The 20897-nt window shown below is 72.1% G+C and carries 17 protein-coding genes; 3 read left to right on the top strand and 14 right to left on the bottom strand.

Annotation, left to right across the window (positions count from 1 at the left end):
* Positions 1 to 96: 96 nt before the first annotated feature.
* The 8 genes from CRP55_RS54795 to CRP55_RS21975 form a co-directional block, all read right to left on the bottom strand.
* The gene (locus CRP55_RS54795; protein ID WP_438865805.1) at positions 97 to 4038 is read right to left on the bottom strand and encodes an AAA family ATPase; all 3942 of its coding nucleotides are present in this window, start codon (positions 4036 to 4038) and stop codon (positions 97 to 99) included.
* Between the two features lie 120 nt (positions 4039 to 4158).
* The gene (locus CRP55_RS21945) at positions 4159 to 4716 is read right to left on the bottom strand and encodes a hypothetical protein (protein WP_245923277.1); all 558 of its coding nucleotides are present in this window, start codon (positions 4714 to 4716) and stop codon (positions 4159 to 4161) included.
* Positions 4717 to 4728: 12 nt separating this feature from the next.
* Positions 4729 to 5922, bottom strand: a complete 1194-nt coding sequence (locus tag CRP55_RS21950; RefSeq protein ID WP_097321993.1) for an ABC transporter permease — start codon at positions 5920 to 5922, stop codon at positions 4729 to 4731.
* Positions 5919 to 6656: an ABC transporter ATP-binding protein gene (locus CRP55_RS21955; RefSeq protein ID WP_097321994.1), complete on the bottom strand. Its 738-nt coding sequence runs from the start codon at positions 6654 to 6656 to the stop codon at positions 5919 to 5921. The genes CRP55_RS21950 and CRP55_RS21955 overlap by 4 nt, the downstream gene beginning before the upstream one ends.
* Positions 6653 to 7870, bottom strand: coding sequence for an efflux RND transporter periplasmic adaptor subunit (locus CRP55_RS21960; protein WP_097322103.1), 1218 nt, complete (start codon positions 7868 to 7870; stop codon positions 6653 to 6655). Before CRP55_RS21960 ends, CRP55_RS21955 begins: the two co-directional genes overlap by 4 nt.
* Positions 7871 to 7936: 66 nt before the next feature.
* Complete coding sequence (locus tag CRP55_RS21965; protein WP_218854666.1) at positions 7937 to 9433, bottom strand: sensor histidine kinase; 1497 nt, start codon at positions 9431 to 9433, stop codon at positions 7937 to 7939.
* Positions 9430 to 10152, bottom strand: a complete 723-nt coding sequence (locus CRP55_RS21970) for a response regulator transcription factor (RefSeq protein ID WP_438865807.1) — start codon at positions 10150 to 10152, stop codon at positions 9430 to 9432. Before CRP55_RS21970 ends, CRP55_RS21965 begins: the two co-directional genes overlap by 4 nt.
* A 64-nt stretch (positions 10153 to 10216) precedes the next feature.
* Entirely contained in the window at positions 10217 to 11626 is a 1410-nt protein-coding gene (locus tag CRP55_RS21975) for an efflux RND transporter periplasmic adaptor subunit (protein ID WP_097321996.1), read from the bottom strand.
* Positions 11627 to 11804: 178 nt separating this feature from the next.
* Here CRP55_RS21975 and CRP55_RS21980 point away from each other — a divergent pair, with 178 nt between their 5' ends.
* Positions 11805 to 12449, top strand: a complete 645-nt coding sequence (locus CRP55_RS21980; RefSeq protein WP_097321997.1) for a hypothetical protein — start codon at positions 11805 to 11807, stop codon at positions 12447 to 12449.
* Positions 12450 to 12561: 112 nt separating this feature from the next.
* On the opposite strand, the gene CRP55_RS52220 is transcribed toward CRP55_RS21980, so the two are convergent.
* The 3 genes from CRP55_RS52220 to CRP55_RS21990 all read right to left on the bottom strand — a co-directional run bounded on the left by CRP55_RS52220 (position 12562) and on the right by CRP55_RS21990 (position 14349).
* The gene (locus CRP55_RS52220) at positions 12562 to 12792 is read right to left on the bottom strand and encodes a hypothetical protein (protein WP_143234806.1); all 231 of its coding nucleotides are present in this window, start codon (positions 12790 to 12792) and stop codon (positions 12562 to 12564) included.
* Positions 12789 to 13259, bottom strand: coding sequence for a hypothetical protein (locus CRP55_RS21985; protein WP_097322105.1), 471 nt, complete (start codon positions 13257 to 13259; stop codon positions 12789 to 12791). Before CRP55_RS21985 ends, CRP55_RS52220 begins: the two co-directional genes overlap by 4 nt.
* 91 nt (positions 13260 to 13350) lie before the next feature.
* Complete coding sequence (locus CRP55_RS21990) at positions 13351 to 14349, bottom strand: LacI family DNA-binding transcriptional regulator (RefSeq protein WP_097321998.1); 999 nt, start codon at positions 14347 to 14349, stop codon at positions 13351 to 13353.
* A gap of 36 nt (positions 14350 to 14385) precedes the next feature.
* Between CRP55_RS21990 and CRP55_RS21995 the strand changes: the two genes are divergently transcribed.
* Complete coding sequence (locus CRP55_RS21995; RefSeq protein WP_097322106.1) at positions 14386 to 16761, top strand: beta-glucosidase; 2376 nt, start codon at positions 14386 to 14388, stop codon at positions 16759 to 16761.
* Positions 16762 to 17092: 331 nt separating this feature from the next.
* On the opposite strand, the gene CRP55_RS22000 is transcribed toward CRP55_RS21995, so the two are convergent.
* Together CRP55_RS22000 and CRP55_RS22005 are read right to left on the bottom strand one after the other, a co-directional pair.
* Positions 17093 to 18463 (bottom strand): MFS transporter, encoded by a 1371-nt coding sequence (locus CRP55_RS22000; protein ID WP_097321999.1) that lies wholly within the window; start codon positions 18461 to 18463, stop codon positions 17093 to 17095.
* A complete protein-coding gene (locus tag CRP55_RS22005) occupies positions 18460 to 19035 on the bottom strand; it encodes a TetR/AcrR family transcriptional regulator (RefSeq protein ID WP_097322000.1) in 576 nt (191 codons plus the stop codon). Before CRP55_RS22005 ends, CRP55_RS22000 begins: the two co-directional genes overlap by 4 nt.
* A gap of 67 nt (positions 19036 to 19102) precedes the next feature.
* On the opposite strand from CRP55_RS22005, the gene CRP55_RS22010 reads away from it, so the two are divergent.
* Positions 19103 to 20542: an MDR family MFS transporter gene (locus CRP55_RS22010; protein WP_097322001.1), complete on the top strand. Its 1440-nt coding sequence runs from the start codon at positions 19103 to 19105 to the stop codon at positions 20540 to 20542.
* Here CRP55_RS22010 and CRP55_RS22015 read toward each other — a convergent pair.
* Positions 20438 to 20842 (bottom strand): hypothetical protein, encoded by a 405-nt coding sequence (locus CRP55_RS22015; protein ID WP_097322002.1) that lies wholly within the window; start codon positions 20840 to 20842, stop codon positions 20438 to 20440. The genes CRP55_RS22010 and CRP55_RS22015 overlap by 105 nt on opposite strands.
* Between the last annotated feature and the right edge of the window lie 55 nt (positions 20843 to 20897).

Raw genomic sequence — 20897 nt, forward strand, 5'->3', positions numbered from 1 at the left:
CATACCCAAATCACGCAGGTAAAACGTTCGATACGGAAGTGACTGCCGCCACTGGAATCCTGTAGCGGCGGTCACTCTCCGTGCCGAATCTGCTGGTCAGACGTTTGACGTGAACTCCGCCACTGGCGGCAGCCGCGAGGACAGCTGCGTGCGCGAGCGGACGCCCAGCTTGCGGTAGATGCGGGTCAGGGTCGCCTCGATCGTCTTGACGCTCAGGAACAGCCGGCTCGCGATCTCCCGGTTGCTCGCGCCGTCGCGCACGAGGGCGGCGATCCGCAGCTCGGTCGAGGTCAAACCAAGATCTAAAGGAGCGGAGTTGCTTTCCGTACGGGCGAGGGCCCGCTCCGTCTGCTCGGCCCACGGCTTCGCGTCGGCCGCCAGGAAGATCGCCAGCGCGGCGCCGATGGCCACCCGCGCCGCCGCGTACCGCCGGCGCCGGCGTTCCGCACTGCCCTGCACGAGCAGCGCGTGGGCCTGCTCGATGGGCTGATGCAGCTGGGCGAAATGCTGGGCGGCGGCGGCCGACAGCCGTACGGCCGACTCGGCCTGTCCGCTCTCCGAAAGCACCACGGCGGTGGCCCGGTCCAGATAGCCGCTCAGCCCCGGATGGTCGCCGAGCCGGTGCACGGCCGCCCGGGCCTCGGCCAGCATCGCCTCGGCCTCGGCGTGCTCACCCAGCGCGGCCAGCCCACCGGCCAGATCACCGTGCCAGCGCACGATCATCGGGTCGGCCCCACCGGTCTCGGCCTCCAGCTCGCGCAGCCGCAGCAGCGCGGCCACCCCGGCCCGGGTCCGGCCCGCCCGCAGCTCGGCCTGCCCGAGGGCGTGCAGGTTGCGCCGCAGGTAGAGGGTGTCACCCTCCTGTTCGGACGCCCGCACCCCGCGGCGGGCGAAGCCGGTGGCCGCGGCCAGGCTCCCGCCGGCCAGCTCGGCCACGGCCGCGGTGTGCCAGGTCGGCCCCGGGCTGAGGCCCGCGTGCTGGGCGGCCCGGACGGCCCGGTGCGCGTACCGCAGCGCCTCCCGGCACCTCCCGGCCCGGGTGGCCACCTCGGACAGGCTGCGCAGCACCTCGACCCGGGCCTCCCCGATGCGGTCCTGCTCGGCCACGACGAGCAGCTTGAGCAGCTCGTCACGGGCCTCGTCGAGCCGGTCGTCGACCATCGCGAAGCGGGCCGCCATGTAGCGCGGCCCGTAGTGCAGCCAGTCCGGCGCCGGGGTGGCGGGCAGGGCGAGCGCCTGCCGCAGGGTCCGCGGCCAGCCGGCCTCGCCGCGCAGCCGCTGGATCTGCGCGAGAATGCTCAGCGCCATCGCCTCGGTGGTCGGGTCGCCGGCGCTGCGGGCGGCGCCCACGGTCCGGCCGGCCTCGGCCTCGGCCGCGTCGGGGTCGCCGGTGAGAAAGGCGGCCCAGGTCAGCCGCAGCCGCACCGGGGCCAGCAGGGCGGGGTCGTCGCCGGCCTCGGCCAGCGCGGCGGCGAACGTCTCACCCATGTCGGCCAGCCCCTGCCCGGCCAGGTCGAGCAGCACGACCCGGGCCCGCACCCGGTGCCCCGCCGGCGCCCCGCCCGCGATCACCGCTTCGGCTGCCCGCCCGGCGAGCGTGCCCGCGCCCGCGGTGAGGGCGGTACGGGCGGCGGCGACCAGCCAGTCGAGCCGCAGCGCAGCGTGCGTGTGCGGGCACCGGTCGGCGGCGAGCAGATAGAGCTCGGCGGCGGTGCGCCCGGCACCCCGCTCGGCGCACCGGTCGGCGGCGGTGGCCAGCGAGCGGGCCACGGCCGCGTCCGGCCGCCCGTTGCGCAGCGCCCGGTGCCGCAGCGCCTCGACCGGATCCACGGCCCCGGCGGCCAGGGCGGTGTGCACCTCGACCCGCTCCCGCGCGCCCGCCTCCTCGGTGAGGACGGTCGCCAGCAGCGGCGGCGTGAACCGCACAGCCTCACCATCGAGCCGGACCACACCGGCCCCGGCGGCATGCCGCAGATCCCGTACGGCGTCATCACGCCCCGCCCGCAGCAGCACGGTGACGGTCGGCTCAACCGCGAGCGCGGCGGTGAGAAGCGTCCGCCGCACCTCCGCCCCGAGCGCCGCCAGCCGCTCCCCCAGCATCTCCCGAGCCGCTTCCGGCAACGGCGCGGGCCGCCAGGCGGGCCCCGGCGCCACGGCCTCTCCGAGCGTCAGCGCAAGAAACGGATTCCCGGCACTGGCCTCATGCATCCGGCTGGCGATCCGGCACGGCAGCCCCCGAGCTTCGAGCAGCTCGGTGAGGTCATCGGCCGACAGAGGCGGCACCGCCAGCTCCAGCACAGGAGCCGGACAGAGCCGAGCCGCCCGATGCTGCTGCCCACCAGCCTCCACCCGCCGCTGCCCACCGCGATGCGGCAGCCCCGGAGTTCCATTTCCCCGCGCCAAGCCCTCAGCGCCCCACTGCTCTGGCCCACCCCGCGCAGGCAGCGCCTCGGGCCGCTCCAACCCACCCTGCGCGGGCAGCGCCTCCGGCCGCCCCAACCCACCCTGCGCGGGCAGCGCCTCCGACCGCCCCAACCCACCCTGCGCGGGCAGCACCTCCGACCGCCCCAACCCACCCTGCGCGGGCAGCACCTCCGACCGCCCCAACCCACCTCGCGCGGGCAAAATGTCGGGTTGCTCCCTCACCACCGAGGCGGGCGAGATATCCGACTGCTCCCGTCCGGGCCGCGTCGACATAACCGCCAGTTGCTCGCGCCCGGCCAGCATGGGGGTACCGGAGTGCTCTTTCTCGGCCGGCACGGGCGAAATTCCCGACTTTTTCCACCCATTCGGCACGGGCGGAACGCCGGAGCGACCCTTCCCTACCCGCGCGGGCGAGAAGTCCGGAATCTCCGGCCCCACCGGTCCAAGCGGGAGATCCGACTGCTCCTGCCCGACCCGCCCGGGCGAGAGGTCCGGATTCCCCGGCCCCATCCGTCCAAGCGGGAGATCCGACTGCTCCTGCCCGACCCGCCCGGGCGAGACGTCCGGATTCCCCGGCCCCACCGGTCCAAGCGGAAGATCCGACTGCTCCTGCCCGACCCGCGCGGACACGGCCTCCGGCCGTCCCCGCCCACCCAGTGTGGGCGAATTGGCGGAGCGCTCCCTTCCGGCCGGGGCGGGCGAAATATCCGACTCCTCCTGCTCGCTCAGCTCGGACGAAATATCGGGATGCCCCCTGCCCGCCGGCGCGCGGGAAGTATCAGGCTCCTCCTGCCCACCCAGCGCGGGTGAAATGTCGGAGCGGCCCTTCCCCGCCGAAGCGGGTGAAATGCCGGAGCGGCCCCTCCCCGCCGAAGCGGGTGAAATGCCGGAGCGGCCCCTCCCCGCCGAAGCGGGCGAAGTGTTCGGGCTGTCCAACCCTGCCTGTGGGGGCGAAGTGTCCCGGCCGTCCAACCCTGTCCGCGAGGGCGAAGAGTCCGGGCTGTCCAACCTTGCCCGTGGGGGCGAAATGTCCGGACTGTCCAGCCCAGTCTGCCGGGGCGAAATGTCCGGGTGGGCCCTCGCGAGCCCGGGTGGTGGGGCGTCGGGGCGGCGCTGGGCGGCTATCGCGCGGACTCGGGGGCCCGGGCGGCGGCGCATGGCGAAGGCTATGAGCTCGGCCGACTCGGCGTCCAGCCACTGGCAGTCGTCGAGGACGAGCAGGACGGGCTGGCAGCGGGCGGCTCGGGCCAGCAGCAGCGGCAGGACCAGGCGGCGGGCCAGGGCGGGGGCGCCCGCCCGCGGGGGCAGGCCCTGGCGCAGGGCGGCCAGGGCGGCGCGCTGGGCGGGTGGCAGGCCGGCCGCCGCCTCTTCCGGGAGCTGGGTCACCAGGTCGGAGATTCCGGCGTACGGCAACGCGTGCTCGCTGCGCACGGGCCGCAACCGGATTACGAGCTCGCCGCGGGCGGCCGCCGCCGAGGCGACCGCGTCGAGCAGGGCCGTCTTGCCGATGCCGGCCGGGCCGTGCAGGGCGATGCCGCCGCCTGTGGCGAGCCGGCTCTCGATCGTGGCAAGGAGCTCATCGCGCCCTCGCAGGGCGGTTCCCTCGGGCAGCACGGCGCCCACCCCCTCCGCTCCCAGCTGGCACTCAGCCTAGGAATACGGAGGGGACTCATCAATGGGTTCGCACGTATTGACAATGTCACATACATACTGCTCAGGACATATTTTTCATGTTCACTTCTGCGCCGTCACCGAGGTCGCGGTGACCGCGCCGTCGGTGCCGGCCGCGCCCTGGACGGTGACCGACTGGCCGGCCTTCACGTCCGCGACCTTGCCCGACGTGGCCGTCGAGACCTTCGTCTTGCCGTCCGTCTTGACGGTCACCACGGTGCCGTCGGCCGTCTCCACGTAGATCGTGGTGCCGTTGACCAGCTTCACCTTGCCCGTCGTGGCCGCGGCCGCGGCCGAGGCGGCGGCGGTCGGTGCCGCGCCCGGGAGGCCTTGGCCGCCGCCGGGGAAGCCGCCCGCGGCGCCGTAGCCCGCGCGGTTCTGGCCGCCGCCGAACGCCGCCGCCCGGTTCCCGCCGCCGGCCGTGCCGGAGTCGCCCCACTGCTTCTGGGCCTGCAGCCCGCCGGCGAAGCCGCCGACCAGCAGCACGACCGCGCCCAGCACCACCGTGCCCTTGTTCCACCAGCGCTTGGGCGCCGCCTTCGCCAGCTCGGTGGCGAAGCCGTCATCGTCGTCGCGCTTCTCGTCCAGACGGAGCACGGCGGTGTCGTCGTTCATTGTCATGACTGCGGGTCCTCACTCGTAGCGCAGCGCGTCGATGGGACGCAGCCGGGCGGCGCGGCTGGCCGGCAGGCCGCCGAAGAACAGTCCGATCGCGATGGAGACGCCCAGGGCGAGCCCCACGGAGCTGGGCACGATCACCGGTTTGACCCCGACGATCTCGAAGCTGCTGCCGATCAGGGCCGCGGCCACGCCCAGGGCGCCGCCGATGACGCTGAGCAGCGTCGCCTCGATCAGGAACTGGGTCAGGATGACCCGGCGCGGGGCGCCCAGTGCCTTGCGGATGCCGATCTCGCGGGTCCGCTCGGTCACCGTGACCAGCATGATGTTGGTGATGCCGATGCCGCCTACGAGCAGGCTGATCGCGGCCACGGCGCCGAGCAGCGTGGTGAACGTGTCGGCCGTCTCGGTCTGGGTCGCCAGCAGCTGGGACGCGTTCTGAATGCGGTAGGGCGTGGTCGTGCCAGTCACGTTCAGCTTCTGGTCGAGGATTGTGGAGACCTCGGACTGAACCGCGTCCACCTTGTCCGGGTCGGCCGCCTCGACCAGGATCGAGTTCAACGAGCCATAACCTGTGAGAACCTGCCGTACGGCGGTCAGCGGCGCGACGGCCGTGTCGTTGGCGTCCTGGAAACCCGTCGAGCTCTTCTCGTCGAGCACGCCGACGACCGTGAAGAGCGCCCCGCCGACGGTGACCTGCTTGTCGATCGGGTCGACGCCGGGGAAGAGCTCCTCGGCCACGGTCTGCCCGATCACCACGACCCGGCGGCCCTGTGCCTCGTCGTCGGCGGTGAAGCCGGCGCCCTGCCCGACCGGCGTGTTCGACGCGGTGAACCAGCCCGGCGTGGTGCCGACGAACGAGCTCACGTCGTGGTCGGTGCCCTCGTAAGTGACGGTGGCCGACGAGCTGACCACCGGCGACACCGATTTCACGTCGGGCGCGAGCACCGGGTCGACCAGTGCGTCGGCCATGTCCTTGGTCAGCGCGGTACTGCTCGACCCGCCGCGGCCGGTGCTCATCACCGTGATGGTGTTGGTGCCGAGCGCCTCGATCCGGTCGCTGATCGCCTTGGCCGAGCCGTTGCCGACCGCGACCAGCAGGATCACCGCCGCCACACCGATCAGGATGCCGAGCATGGTCAGCGCCGAGCGGAGCTTGTTCGCCGACAGCCCGCGCAGCGCGAACCGTACGACCTCGTAAAAACTCACAGTGAGTGCCTCCCGGCGAAGGCGCCGACCGGCGGCTGGTTGATCGGCGACTGCCGCTGGTCGGTGACGATGTTGCCGTCGACCAGGCGGATCAGCCGCTTGGCCCGGTCGCCCACCTCGGGCTCGTGGGTGATCAGCACGATCGTGCGCCCGGACGAGCTGAGCTGGTCGAAGACGTTGAGCACGTCGTCGGTGGAGCGGCTGTCGAGGTTTCCGGTCGGCTCGTCGGCCAGCAGCAGGGCCGGCTCGGTGACCAGCGCCCGGGCCACCGCCACGCGCTGCTGCTGGCCACCGGAGAGCTGGTTCGGCTCGTGCCGGGCCCGATCGGCCAGCCCCACGACGTCGAGGGCGGCCATGGCGCGCTTTCTGCGCTCCTTGGGCTTGACTCCGGCGTACGCCAAAGGAAGCTCGACGTTGGCCACGGCCGACGTGCGGGGGATGAGGTTGAACGACTGGAAGATGAAGCCGATGAGCCGGTTGCGGGCCATGGCCAGCTGCCGGTCGCCCAGCCGGCTGACGTCGACGCCGTCCAGCAGATAGGTGCCGGAGGTCGGGATGTCGAGGGCGCCGAGGATGTTCATCAGTGTCGACTTGCCGGAGCCGGACGAGCCCATGATGGCCACGTAGTCGCCGCGGTCGACGGTCACCGACACCCCGCGCAGCGCGTGCACGGTCGCCTCGCCCTGCCCGTAGATCTTCTTGAGGTCGCGGACGTCCAGGACCGGGCGGGTCATCGTCCGCCCCCGCCGCCGAAGTTGCCGCCGCCACCGCCGAGGTTGCCGCCACCGCCGGGGAAGCCGCCCTGACCGCCGCCGCCCGGGAAGCCGCCGCCGGTGGTGCCGTTACCCGACGTACTGCTGGAAGTGGTCTTCAGCTCGACCTGCTCGCCCGCGGTGAGCCCGGAGGTGACCTGGGTGGCGCTGTCGCCCTCGAGGCCGATCTCGACCGAGCGCGTCTCGGAGGCGCCGTTGCTGACCACGGTGACCGTGTGCCGGTTGCCGACCGTGGTGATCGCGGCCGAGTTGACGTAGACCGCGTTCTCGACGCTGCCGGTGGTGACCGCGACCGAGACCGTCTGCCCCGCCTTGGCGCCGGCCGGCACCTTGTCCAGGGTCAGCGTCACCCCGTACGTGACCACGTTGTTGGAGGTCGTGGCCGACGGGTCGATCGCCGCGACCTCGGCCGTGGCCGTGGTGTTGTTGAGCGCGTTCCAGGTGACCTCGGCGGCCTGCTTCTCCTTGAGCTTGGTCGCGTCGGCCTCGGCGAACGAGGCGGTGACCTGCAGCTTGGTCAGGTCGGCGATGTCGATGAAGCCCGAGGAGGAGCTCGACGACGCGCTCGAAGAAGAAGTTGCGCCGCCGCCCTGCTGGCCGCCCCCGGCGGACGAGGACGACGAGCCGGTGCCCGAGGAGGAGCTGCCGAGCGTGCCGTTGACCGCGGTGACCGTGCCGGCCATCGGGGCCTTGAGTACGGTGCCGGTGACGCCGGCCTCGGCCTCGTCGACGGCCAGCTCGGCCTGCTCGACCTCGTTCTCGGCCGACGAGGTGTCGGAGCCGGCGTCCTCGGCCCGGGTGAGCGAGTCCTGGGCGGCGTCGAGGTCGGCGTTGGCCGCGTCCAGGGAGCGCTGCGCCTCGGCCGGGTCGACCTTGGCCAGCACCTGGCCCTTGGTGACCTTGTCACCGACCTTCACGTTGATGGCGGTGACGGTGCCGCCGGTGACGAAACTGGCGCTCGCGGTGCTGCCGCTCTCGAGCGTGCCGTCCGCGGTCACGGTCTTGGTGACCGTGCCCGTCTGCACCGCCATCGTGCGGGCCGACGCGTTGGCCGCCGGGGTGGAGTCCGATCCGGAGAGGGTCTGGTACGCCCAGAAACCCCCGGCTACGAGGGCGACGCCGAGGGCGGTGTTGACCGCCACCGAAGGACGTCGCAGGTTGAGGCGCGCTGGCATGCCGGACACTGTGGCGAAGCGGCCTGGGAGGAGCTTCCTAGCAACCTCGGAGCCACCTCGGAAAGATCACGCCGTGTCACCGTTGGTGGGCAACAACACCCGGAAGGTCGCGCCGCCCTCGCGTGGGGCGTCCAGCTCGACCCACCCTCCGTGACCGTGCACGATGGCGGCCACGATGGACAGGCCGAGGCCGGAACCTCCGCCCTTTCCCCTCGTACGGCTGGAGTCGGCCCGGTAGAGGCGCTCGAACACCCGGGAGGCGTGCGTGGCCGGGACGCCCGGCCCGTCGTCGGTCACCTCGAGGACGGCGAGCGGCGTGGCCTCGTACGAGATCGGGCCCGAAAGCACGCTGCCGTCAGCCGGCGGCCGAGCCGGCACCCTCCCCACCCGGACCGTGACTCTGGCCTGAGCAGGCGTGTGCTGAAGAGCGTTGGCCACGAGGTTGGTCGCGACCTGGCGCAGGCCGTGCTCGTCGCCGAGGACGGTGGCCGGCTCGAACGTGTCGTCGTCGTCCTCCAGGCCGGCCAGCAGCACCGGGCGGTCGGGCACGCGGGCGTGCGCGTCGCGGATCGTGTCGGCGGCGATCTCCAGCAGGTCGACCGGCTTGCGCTTGGGCGTGCGCTGCCGGTCGAGCCGGGCCAGCAGAAGCATGTCCTCGACCAGCACGCCCATCCGGCCCGCCTCCGACTCGATGCGGCTCATCGTCTCGTCCAGCGCCGGACCGGGCGGGGCGCCGCCGCGCCGGTACAGCTCGGCGAAGCCGCGGATCGAGGTCAACGGCGTCCGCAACTCGTGCGAGGCGTCGGCCACGAACTGCCGCAGCTTGCGCTCGGACGTGGTGCGGGCGTCGACCTCGGCCTCGATGCGGCTCAGCATCGAGTTGAGCGCCGAGCCGAGCCGGCCCGGCTCGGTGTGCGGGTCGGTGTCGGCGACCCGGCCCGAGAGGTTGCCGGCCGAGATGTCGGTGGCCAGGCGCTCCATGTCGGTCAGCGGGCGCAGGCCGAGCCGCACCACGAAGGCGGCGCCCAGCCCGAGCAGGGCCAGCAGGAGCAGGCTGACCCCGGCGTCGATCAGCACGAGCGTCTCGGTGGTCTGCTGCACCTCCGACAGGGACAGCCCCATCACCGCGACACCGCCGGTCTCCGCGTTGGCCACCGCGATCAGCCGCCAGTCGGCACTACCGTCGCGCGCCGCGACGGTGAAGGGGCGGCCGGCTTCTCTTTCGGTGACTTTGGTGTACGCCTCGACAGCCGGCCGATTGGCGTCGGCGGTCGAGCTGAGCGACGTGTCGAGGGTGCCGTCGGCGTTGTAGACGTAGACGACCTGGTCCGGGCCGAGACGCAGCACGCGGTTGCGGGGGAAGAAACCCGCGTCGGGGCGCGGCGCGGCGGCGTACGGCCGCGTCATCCCCCGCAGTTGATCGTCGATCCGTTGAAGCAGGTAGGAACGGATGAGCAGGACACCGGCGACGTTGGCGAGCACCAGCGCGACCGCGGCGAGCGCGCCGACGACCAGGACCAGCCGCGAACGGAGGGTCCAGTGCCCCCAGCGCCTCGGCCTCACTCTTCGCCGCGAGGAAGTCTCAAGGCATAACCCACCCCGCGTACGGTGTGGATCAGCGGCGGGTCGGTCTTGTCGATCTTGCGGCGCAGGTAGTAGACGTACGACTCGACGATCCGCCCGTCGCCGCCGAAGTCGTACTTCCAGACCCGGTCGAGGATCTGCGCCTTGCTGACCACCCGGCCGGCGTTGATCAGCAGGTACTTGAGCAGGTTGAACTCGGTCGGTGAAAGGTCGATGAGCCGTCCCGCGCGGCGGACCTCGTGCGCGTCCTCGTTCATCTCCAGGTCGGCGTAGCGCAGCACACCCGTCTCGGGGGCCTCCAGGTCGGGCTGGCTGCGGCGCAGGATGGCCCGGATGCGCAGCACGACCTCCTCCAGGCTGAACGGCTTGGTCACGTAGTCGTCGGCGCCGGCCGACAGCCCCGAGATGCGGTCCTCGACGGCGTCGCGGGCGGTCAGGAAGAGCACCGGCACCCGGGAGCCGGTCGAGCGCAGCCGCCGGGCCACGTCGAAGCCGTCCAGGTCGGGCAGCATCACGTCGAGCACGACCAGGTCGGGCTCGAACTCCTCCATCGCCACCAGCGCCTTGTGGCCCGAGTCGGCCACCCGCACCTCGAACTCGACGAGGCGCAGCGTGGCGCTCAGCAGGGCGGAGATGTTCGGCTCGTCGTCGACGACGAGCACCCGGGCGACACGCGCCGGGGCCACGGTTTCAGTCAGCACCTGGAAGGGATATCAACGCAGTCTTTGAATTCCCTATGAAGACCCTGAGGTTTCACCTTTCTCACCACGATCGCGTCACCTCGTCGCCCTCGGACAGGCCCGCGCTGACCTCGGTGTACTGGTCGCCGCGGAGGCCGACGGTCACCTTGACCTCGGAGCCGCCCTTGAGCACGGTGCCCGAGGTGCCCTCGACGTCGTGGACGGCGGTGCTGGGAACACGCAGCACCTCCTCCTTGGAGCCGGTGGTGACCTTGACCGAGGCGCTCTGGCCGACGAGCAGATCCTCCGGGGAGTCGTCGAAGGCGAGCACGACGCCGTAGCGGACCATGGTGCCGTCGCTGGTGCCGACCGGGTCGACCTGCACGACGGTCGCCTTGAACTCCTTGCCCGGACGGTCGGCGAGGGTGATCACGGCTTTCTGCTTGACCGCGAGGCGGTCGGCGTCGGCCTCGGGGAAGTCGGCGCTGATCTGCATGTCGTAGACGTCGGCCAGGGTGACGAAGGTGGAGCCGGAGTTGACCTGGCTGCCGACCTTGCCGCCGACGCTGATGATCCGGCCGGCGATGGGCGCGGTGATGGTCGCGCCTTCGAGGGCGTCCTCGGCGTTCTCGAGCGTGGTGGTGGCCTGGGTGACGCGTTGCTGGGCGCTGAGGACGGCGTCGGATCCGCCGCCCTGCTGCCCGCCTTGAGTCCCGCCTTGCTGACCCCCGGACGTGCTGCCGCCCGAATTGCCGCAGTTGCCGCCGGTGTTTCCGGTGCCGCCGCCCGCCGGGGCGCCTCCCGTGTTGCCGCCACCGGTGTTTCCGCCGGCCGGCGCGCCGCCGGTGCGCCCGGGAGACGTCGTCTTGGCCGGCGCGGTGGTCCGGGTCGCTGTCGGCTTGGGACTGGTCGTACGGGTCGCGGTCGCCGTCGGGCTCGCGGTGGGCGAGGCCGTCGCGGTAGACGTCGGCTTCGACGTCGGCGATGAGGTGGTCGCGGTGGGCGTCGGGGTCGCGGTGGTTCCGGTTCCCATGACGTACGCGGCGGCGACGTTCGTACCGCAGGACGTGGTCGTGCCCGTCGTCGCCGAGCTGGTGGCCGCGGCCGAGCTCTCCCGGGCCTCGGTCAGCGCGTCCTCGGCGTCGTCGAGCGCGTCCTGCGCGTCGGAGACGGCCTCGGCCGCGTCGGTGTCGTCGACCTTCGCCAGCACCTGCCCGGCGGTGACCGTGGTGCCGGCGCGCACCGCCACGCTCTCCACCGTGCCCGATACCGCGAACGAGAGACTCCGCGTCTGTGCCGGCTGCAACGTCCCGGTGGTCGCCACCTCGGTGGTCACCGCGCCGCGATCGACCGCCACCGTGGCGGCCGCTTTCGGCGTCTGTTCGGCGTCGGCGCTCAGCGCGCGGACGACTCCGTACACGATCAGCGCGAGCACGACGACAGCCGCGGCGACCCAGATCCAGCGCCGACGACCGGCCAGTGCTTCACCCATGGGCCGGAAGTGTTCCCAACGGTCCTCGCCGGATGCTCGGTCCCACCTCGGAGTTGCCTCGGAAGCAGCGCACAGCTCAATGACAGGTCCTCCGAGGCAACTCCGAGCTGGGATCGACGTTTCGGCGAGGTGGACCGGCTTGGGTGTTGGCGACCTATGGCCGAGGAAAAGAGGAATCGTGCCGAGATTCGGAACGAAGGCGACCCGTCGCGCGGCGGCGCTGTTCGTGGCTTCGGCGGCGGTGGCTCTCACCGCGGCCTGCGGCGGCGGCTCCGGAAGCTCCGGTGGCTCCGGCGACTCCACGTCGGCGAACGGGCAGGGCAACAACGCCGCGTTCACCGCGTACATCGAATGCATGTCGAAGAACGGCGTGACCATCACAATGCCCTCGGGTGGCCCCCGCAACGGCGCCTCCGGCTTCCCGCGCGAGGGTGCCTCCGGCTTCCCGCGCCCCGACGGCAGCGGTTTCCCGAACCCGCAGGGCAGCGCCTTCCCGCGCCCGTCCGGCAGCGCCGGCGGCTTCCGCGGTGGCGGCGGCATGGCCAACCAGAAGCCCGAGGGCGTCGACGACGCGACGTGGCAGAAGGCCCAGGAGGCGTGCGCTTCGGTCCGCCCGGCCGGCCGCCCCGGCGGCGGCCAGGGCAACGGGCAGGGCACCAACGGCGGCAACGGCCAGAACGCGGCCTACCAGAACTGCCTGAAGGACAACGGCGTCACCGACACGTCGAACCTCGACGTGACCAACGCCACGGTCAAGAAGGCCATGGAGACGTGCAAGGTGCTGGCCCCGACGGCAACCCCGTCGGCCGCGCCGACCGCCTGACGCACCCCGCCCTCCCCAGGGGGAGCCCCCGTCGGTCATTCTCCCGGAAATTGCGGGCGCCTGCCGGGAGCCCTGTGGACAACGCCCGGCTGTGGAAAAGCTTGACTGGGCGCTAGATCCCCGCACCGGCGCCGCCGTATCCCCCGTGACGGCGGCGCCGGTGCGGCCCACCTCGCGTGCGATGTGGTTGCCGCCGCAACACCGGGAGCACGGAACGGTTGCGCAACACCCACTGCTGCTGCTCGGCCGGGTCAGCGGAAGAGCCAGGCGGCGTGCGCCGGTCGAGGGCCGCGCCGATCACCGCCGCGGCCGCCCGGAATGCGGCGACGGCCCAGCGGCTCAATGCCGCTCCTGCACGTTCAAGCGGGTCCAGCGGTCGGCCATCTGACGGCGGCGGCAGGCCACCAGGTGGCTGGCGAGGATGGCCGGCTGCCCTCCCCGCACGCAGGCGTCGGCTCCGGCCGTCAGCACGGCCGCGACCAGCTCGGCCGGGGCGTCCTCCTCGACCAGGGCGACGATCGTCGTGCGGGACGGCAGCACGCGGCGGGCCATGGCGACCTCGCGGACCGTCGCCGCGGCGAAGAGCACCAGTTCGTCGGGGGCCAGGTCGTCGATGTCGGCCGGGCGGCGGGTGGACCAGCCCGACGGCAGGTGCTCGGCGAGGCCGGCGACGCGGCCGGCGGGCCCGAGGACGGCCACCACCGGGAGGGGACCGCTGGTCGCGGGCAGGCTGGCCGGGTTGATCGGCAGGTCGGTCGCGGTGGCGGTGAAGTCGCGGGCGCCGCTCTGGCGGTTCAGCTGAACGAGCATGGGGCTCATCCCCTTTCAGGGTGGTTGGGCACCCCTCACGATTCGCCCGCAGGCTGAGCCACCCATGTGGCTTCCCTGTGCGTTCGTTGTGTTACGCCGACTCTCGCGACACCACTGTCACGATGCTGGTCACGGGCAGGGCGGGACCTTCCCGGCCGCTGACCGCGGCCACCACCGTCGCGGCCAGGTGGGCGGCGGCCGCGACCTGGTCGGTCATCACCGTGGTCAGCGGCGGTGCGGCCAGGCGGGCCGACGGGATGTCGTCGACGCCGATCACGGCCAGGTCGGCCGGTGCCGTCAGGCCCAGGTGGCGAACGCCGGCGAGCACGGCCAGCGCGACCTCGTCGTTGTACGCGCACACGGCCGTGACCCCGGTCGCCTGCCACCGCCGTACGACCTCGGAAGCCTTGTGAATGTCCAAGGCCACCGTGGCCGCCGCCGGGACCGGCAGGCCGCGCGCGGTCGCCGCCGCCCGGACGCCGGCCAGGCGCGGCTCGGCGAAGAAGCGCACCCGCTGGTCGTCGGGGTAGGCGTAGCCGAGGCGGGTGTGGCCGGCGGCGATCAGGTGTTCGGCCTGGCGGCGGCCGACCACCTCCTGCGGGACGGCGACGGCGCGGCCCTGCGAGCGGCTGCGGGCCAGGGCGGCGACCGGGGCGACGCCGGCCGAGCGCATCGCGGTCAGCTCGGCGTCGGAGAAGTCGGTGAAGGCGATGACCGCGGCCGGGGTGATCGCCTTCCACAGGTCGGCCATCGGGCGGTCGTTGTGGTTGCCGGGGTGCACGACGAAGGTGAGCCCGTGCCGGGCCAGCGCGGTCGACAGGTTGCCGAGCAGCGAGCCCACCTCGGGGCCGATCGGCCAGTCGGGCAGCAGGCACAGCACCACGTCGGAGCGGCCGGTGCGCAGCGTGCGGGCGGCGGCCGAGGGCGCGTAGCCGAGCTGGGCGGCGGCGTCGAGGACCCGGCCGCGGGTGGTGGCCGAGATGGTCTGGCGGGGTGTGTCGTTCAGGACGTAGCTGACCGTGGCCCGCGAGACGCCGGCCAGGCGCGCGACGTCCGCACTGGTCACTCTGCGGGTCGCCGATTCCGTCATGCTGACAATCTAACTTACACGTGTAACCATATGGCCATGACGCACGACTTCGCCGCCCTCATCACGTCGCTCGATCTGCCGGCCAAGGTTCGCCTGCTCACCGGCGCCTCCGCCTTCTCGCTCGCGCCGGAGCCGACCATCGGGCTCGGCGAGATGCGCTTCTCCGACGGCCCCACCGGCGTCCGCGGCCTGAAGTTCGTCGGCGGGCGGGTCGTGTCCCTGTTCCCCAACGCGACGTTGCTCGCCTCGGCGTGGGACGAGGCTTCGGCGTACGAGGTGGGAAAGCTCCTCGCGGAGGAGGCGATGGCCCAGCAGATCCACGTCGTGCTCGGCCCGACGATCAATCTGCATCGCACTCCGCTCGGCGGGCGGCTCTTCGAGGCGTACTCGGAAGATCCGCTCTTGACCGGCAAGCTGGCCGCGGCGTACGTCCGCGGCATGCAGGACAGCGGGATCGCCGCCTGCCTCAAGCACCTGGTGGCCAACGAGTCGGAGACCGACCGCAACACGGTGAACAGCGTGGTCGACGAGGCGACGCTGCGCGAGCTCTACCTGTTGCCGTTCGAGATCGCGGTCTCCGACGGCGGCGCCTGGTCGATCATGGGCGCCTACAACGACGTGAACGGCCAGGCCGCCACCGAGCAGCAGCACGTCAACAACGAGATCGTGAAGGGCGAGTGGGGCTACCCGGGCCTGATCATGTCGGACTGGTTCGCCACCAAGACGGCCGCGGCGGCCGCGAACGGCGGTCTCGACCTGGTCATGCCGGGCCCGGACGGCCCGTGGGGCGACGCGCTGGTGGCGGCGGTCGAGGCAGGCGAGGTCAAGGAGGCGGTGATCGACGATCACCTGGGCCGTCTGCTGCTGCTCGCCTCGCGCGTGGGCGCGCTCGGCGAGCAGCGGGCTTGGCCTTCGTCGCTTCCCTCGCCCTCTTCGGTGGTACGCCGGGAGCAGCTCACCCGGCTCGCGGCGGCCGGCATGACCGTGCTGAAGAACGACGGCGGCACCCTGCCGCTGGAGCGCTCGCAGAGCGTCGCGCTGATCGGGCGGCACGCGGTCGAGACGATCGACATGGGCGGCGGCTCGGCCCAGGTCAACCCGCCGTACCAGGTCAGCGTGCTCGAGGGGCTGCGGGCGCTGCTCGGGGACAAGGTGAGCGTGACCGACGGGGTGGACGTGCGGACCCGGCCGGTGCCGGCGCGAAACGGCTTCCTGACCGCGCCGTCGAACGGGCAGCCCGGCATCGACGTGACGATCTACGACGCGGACGGGAACGAGCTCGAGACCCGCTACTGCTCGCTGGCCAAGACGATGATCGGGATGGACGACGACTTCACCGCGCCGGCCGCGTCGGCCCGCTTCTCGGGCGTCGTCGCCGCGACCGGGCCGGTGGAGCTGGGCGTGATGGGCGTCGGCTCCTGGTCGACGTCCTTCGACGGCGCGTTCGAGCTGCGGGTCTCCGGTGGCGGCATCGGCGAGGAGGTGCTCACTCCCCCGGCGCGGACCTTCGTCGTCGAGTCGCCGGGTTCGCTGCTGTTCGAGGCGACTGTCGCCTTCGAGGACATGGGCCTGTACGGACTTGTCGGAAATATGGCTTCACGTGAAACAGTCGACGTGATCGACGACGCCGTACGGGCGGCGGCCGCGGCCGATGTCGCGGTGGTGGTCGTGGGGCTGACCGAGGAGCAGGAGACCGAGTCGGTCGACAAGACCACGCTGGGGTTGCCGGGAGCGCAGGACGCGCTGATCGAGGCCGTGGCGGGCGCGGCCCGGCGCACGGTCGTGGTGGTCAACGCGGCCACTCCCGTGCTGATGCCGTGGCTGTCGCGGGTCGACGCGGTGCTGTGGGCCGGGCTGCCGGGTCAGGAGGGCGGCCACGCGGTCGCGGCCGCGCTGCTCGGCGACATCGAGCCGGCGGGCCGGCTGGTCACCTCGTTCCCGGCGGCCGACGGGGCGTCGCCGGCCTGGTCGGTGACCCCGGTCGACGGCGAGCTGCGCTACGACGAGGGCACGTTCATCGGCTACCGCGGCTACCATGCGGGCCGGGCGCCGTCGCCGGCCTTCTGGCTCGGGCACGGCCTCGGGTACGCGACGTGGGAGTACTCCGACGTGCGGCTGGTGCTCGGCGACGCCCCGTCGGTCACCGCGACCGTCAAGAACACCGGCACCCGCCCGAGCCGCGAGGTGGTGCAGGTCTACCTGCGCCCGGTCGAGCCGGACGAGCCCGTACGCCTGGTCGGCTGGGAGTCTGTGACGGTCGCCCCCGGCGAGTCGGCCCGCGTCACCGTCCACACCGACCGCCGCCTGTGGCGCAAGTGGAACACGCAGGCAGCTTCCTGGGACCGCCTCGCCGACGGCGGCGAGTTCCTGGTGGCCCGGGGCCTGGGCGACATCCGCGCCACGGTCTCCTGACCCGACACCCCGAATGACGACGTGGTCCGAGCGCCACACACTCGGTCGAGTGATTGACCTCGGACCACGGGCCATTCGCCGCTGCTCATTCTCGCGTGGCAGACGCGCGGGCTGGTCCAGCAGACCGCGATGAGCAACGCTCTGGGAATTCTGCACGCGCACAACAGTTCGATGGAACGGCACCACGCGGCCTGGCTGGTCGTCATCGAGCAGCCGGACCTGCGCCCCTATTTCTGGGGAGCAGCCGATCGTCCAAGAGATCATCGAGCAGTATCCGGAATGGTTTCCCACTCTGGCCGGAACGCCCGGGGTGCGGGGTGGCTCCGGGGCGTCAGCGGGCGGATCCGCGGCCGGCCACCTCGTTGCCGGCGCTGCGGGGCAGTCGGATCGCCTCCAGCGCCGGGACCGTGAGCAGCGCCGCCAGGGCGATCAGTGCGAACCTGAACTCTGCGTTTGTGAGGCCGGCTCCGAGGCGTACGAGCAAAGCGCCCAAAGCCACCCCCAAGCCGGAACCGACCTCCTGGATCGTTGACATCAGGGAGTTGGCGCTGGTCATCCGCTCGGGTGGGACGTCGGCGAAGGCCATCGTGTTGTAGGTCGTGAAGCCGATCGAGCGGAAGACGCCGCTGAGCAGCAGCACGGTGAGCAGGAGCACGATCGGCGTGCCGGGCCCGGTGAAGGCCAGCGCGACCAGGATCGCCGCCGACGTCAGGACGGCCATGAGCATCATCGAGCGGACGCCGAGCGCGCGCATCATCGCGGTGGTGGCCGGTTTGATGCCGACGTTGCCGGCGAACAGCGCGATCATCGCCAGGCCGGCCTGGGCCGCGGTCCAGCCGAAGCCGAGCTGGAAGAACAGCGGCAGCAGGAACGGCACCGCGGCCCCGATGACCGCGCGGAAGACGGAACCGCCCAGCGCCGTCACGCGATACGTGGAGACCTTCAGGATCCGCAGGTCGAGCAGCGGCTTGCGGGCGGTCAGCAGGTAGACCACGGCCGCCGTCAGCATCGCCACGGCGATGATCAGCTCGGCTGAGGCGAGGGGCCAGCGCGGGCGCGTCGCGGCGACCCCTTCGAGGCCGGCCACCAGGGCCGCCAGACCGACCGCGACCAGCGCGAACCCTCGCCAGTCGAGCCGTCCGGCGTTCTCGGCGCGGACCTCGGGGACCAGCCGGCGGGCCAGCAGCAGCGCCGCCAGCCCCAGGGGCAGATTCACCACGAAGATCAACCGCCAGCTTGCGTACGTGCTGAGCACGCCCCCGAGCGCAGGCGCGATCAGGGGAGCCACGAGCGCGGGCCACGTCAGGTACGCGATGGCGCGCACCAGGTCCTTCTTCTCGGTGGTGCGGATGACCACCAGACGGCCGACCGGCACCATCATGGCGCCGCCGACCCCCTGCAGGATCCGGGTGCCGACCAGCATCGGCAGGTTCACGGCAAGCGCGCACCCGGCCGAGGCGAGCGTGAAGACCAGCACCGCCGTCATGAAGATGCGGCGGGCGCCGTAGCGCTCGGTGAGCCAGCCGCTGATCGGGATGAGCACGGCCAGGGTCAGCACGTACGCCGTGATCGTGACGTTGATCGTCACCGGGGCGACGCCGAGGTCGGCCGCGATGTGCGGGGCGGCCGGGGCGATCACCGTGGCGTCCAGGATCTCCATGAAGAACGCGCCGGCCACGAGCAGCGCCAGCCCCCGCCTCATAGGCGGGGCAGCCACACGTCGTCGACGATCTCCACCATGACCTCGTCCGGCACCGGGCGCAGGGTCATCAGCATCTCGTGCCGCAGCAGGTCCATGGGCAGGCTCACCACGCGCGGGGACCGCGGCACGTCGGGCAGTTCGCCGCGCTCGACCGCCCGGGCGATCAGGATCTCGAAGCCGATCGGCCGGCCCTGGCCGCGCAGCGTGTCGCGCAGCTCGCGGAAGTTGGTGCCGGTCTCGCGGAAGTAGTCCATGAGCTGCACGGTGAGCGTCATCATCATCCGGGCCCGGCCGGCGTTGATCCGCCGCAGGAGGCCGAGGGCGTCGTCGCGCAGGTTCCCGGTGTCGGGCAGATCGATGGGCTGGTCCAGCCACCCCTTGCCGAGGGCGGCCAGCAGCAGGTCCTCGCGTTGCGGCCAGCGCCGGTAGAGCACCGGGCGGCTGGTGCCGGCGCGCGCGGCCACCGCCTCGTACGTGAAACCGGCGTAGCCGTGCTCGACCAGCACGTCCCACGCCGCGCCGAGGATCGCGTCCTCCAGTTCGGCGCCGCGCCGCCGTGTCTTAAGACTCACTTGCGTATCTTATCGCATCGGCTTACCTTCGTTTAGGTACAGACGCGTATCTTAAGGCGGCTTCCTCATGACCAATCCGTTCCGCGTCGCGACCGCGGTGGTCGCCGGCGGCGTGGCCGTCATCCTCGACTCCACGATCGTCGCCGTCGCCCTGCACCAGCTCGCGACCGATCTGCACGCCGACGTGGGCACGATCCAGTGGGTCAGCACGGCCTATCTGCTGGCGCTCGGCGTCGTCATCCCGGTCGTCGGCTGGCTGCAGAGCCGCGCCGGCGCCAAGCGCCTCTGGATGGCGGCGCTCGCGCTCTTCCTGCTCGGCTCGGTGCTCTGTGCGTTCGCCTGGGACGCGCCCAGCCTCATCGCGTTCCGCGTCGTCCAAGGCATCGGCGGCGGCGCGATGCTGCCGCTGATGACCACGATGGTCGTGCAGGCGACCAGCGAGGCCGACCGCAACCGCGTCGTCTCGGTGGTCGCCCTCCCGGCCGCGATCGGCCCGATCCTGGGCCCGGTGATCGGCGGTCTGATCCTGGGCGCGGGCAGCTGGCGCTGGCTGTTCCTGGTCAACGTGCCGCTCTGCCTGATCGGCCTGTTCCTGGCGTGGAAGCTGATCCCGGCTGACATCCCCTCGCGGCGGGTGCGCCTGGACGCGCGGGGATTCGCGCTGCTCTCCCCCGCGCTGGTCGCCCTGCTGTGGGGCCTGTCGAACGCGGCCGGCTCGTTCCTGCGCGCCGACGTGCTGATCCCGCTGGCCGTGGGCACGGCGCTGCTGGTGGCCTTCGTGCTGCGCGCCCTGCGGCTCGGCTCCGGCGCGCTGGTCGACCTCGGGGTGCTGCGCTCGCGGAGCACGTGGGCGGCGTCCTCGCTGCTGTTCCTGTCCGGCGCCGCCCTGTACGGGGCGATGTTCCTGCTCCCGCTCTATTGGCAGCAGGTGCGCGGCAGCACGGCCCTCGAGGCCGGCCTGCTGCTGATCCCGCAAGGCGTCGGCTCACTGCTCTCCCGCGTGGCGGCCGGAAGCCTGCTCGACCGGGTCGGCGCCCGGGGCGTGGCCATGGCCGGTTTCGTGATGGTGGGCGCCGCCACGGTGCCGTTCGCCTTCGCCGGCGAGCACACCACGATCTGGCCGCTGATGATCGCTTTGTTCGTACGGGGTCTGGGCCTGGGCATCGTCCTGATCCCGCTCATGACGGTCGCGTTCGTCGGCCTCCCCCACGAGAAGATCCCCCACGCCAGCATCGTCACCCGCATCGCCCAGCAGGTCGGCGGCTCGGCCGGCGTGGCCCTGCCGGCCGTGATCCTGGCCGGCTCGGGCTCGTTCGACGCCGCCTTCTGGTGGACCATCGGCTTCACCGCCGTCGCCGTGGTGCTGTCGTTCGCCCTGCCCCACGCCGCCGTCCCGCCCCGTTCAGGGGCCGGTCAGCGACTCGACATGCCCGACGCCGAAGTAGAAGACGGCGTGGCCGCCGTTACCGGCCAGCAGCCGGGCGACAGCGGTCCGGTCCGGATATGACGCCGGAATGACGATCATCGACTCGCCCTTGCGCAGGCCCTCGTCGTAGAGCTTGATGATCTCGTCCTGGTATCCCCAGCTCTCGAAGAACCTGAGCACCCGCTGCCCGATCCCATGTGGTTCCGGATCGAGGATGCGCAGCCCGGCGGCGCCGTGCAGAACGCCGACCACGTCCGCCTCGATGCCCATCCCGGGCAGCGCCGCCATGATCGGCACGCAGTGCCGGCCGCCGGGGACGAGTCCCGCGACCGCTTCCACCGGGCGGAGTCCGAAGATCTTGACGTTCTCCTGTTGGACCATAAAGTCCATTCTTCCTCGGAAGAACGAGGAGGGCAACTGGACCATCGCACTTGTT

Source organism: Paractinoplanes atraurantiacus (genome assembly GCF_900215205.1).
Lineage (GTDB): Bacteria > Actinomycetota > Actinomycetes > Mycobacteriales > Micromonosporaceae > Actinoplanes > Actinoplanes atraurantiacus.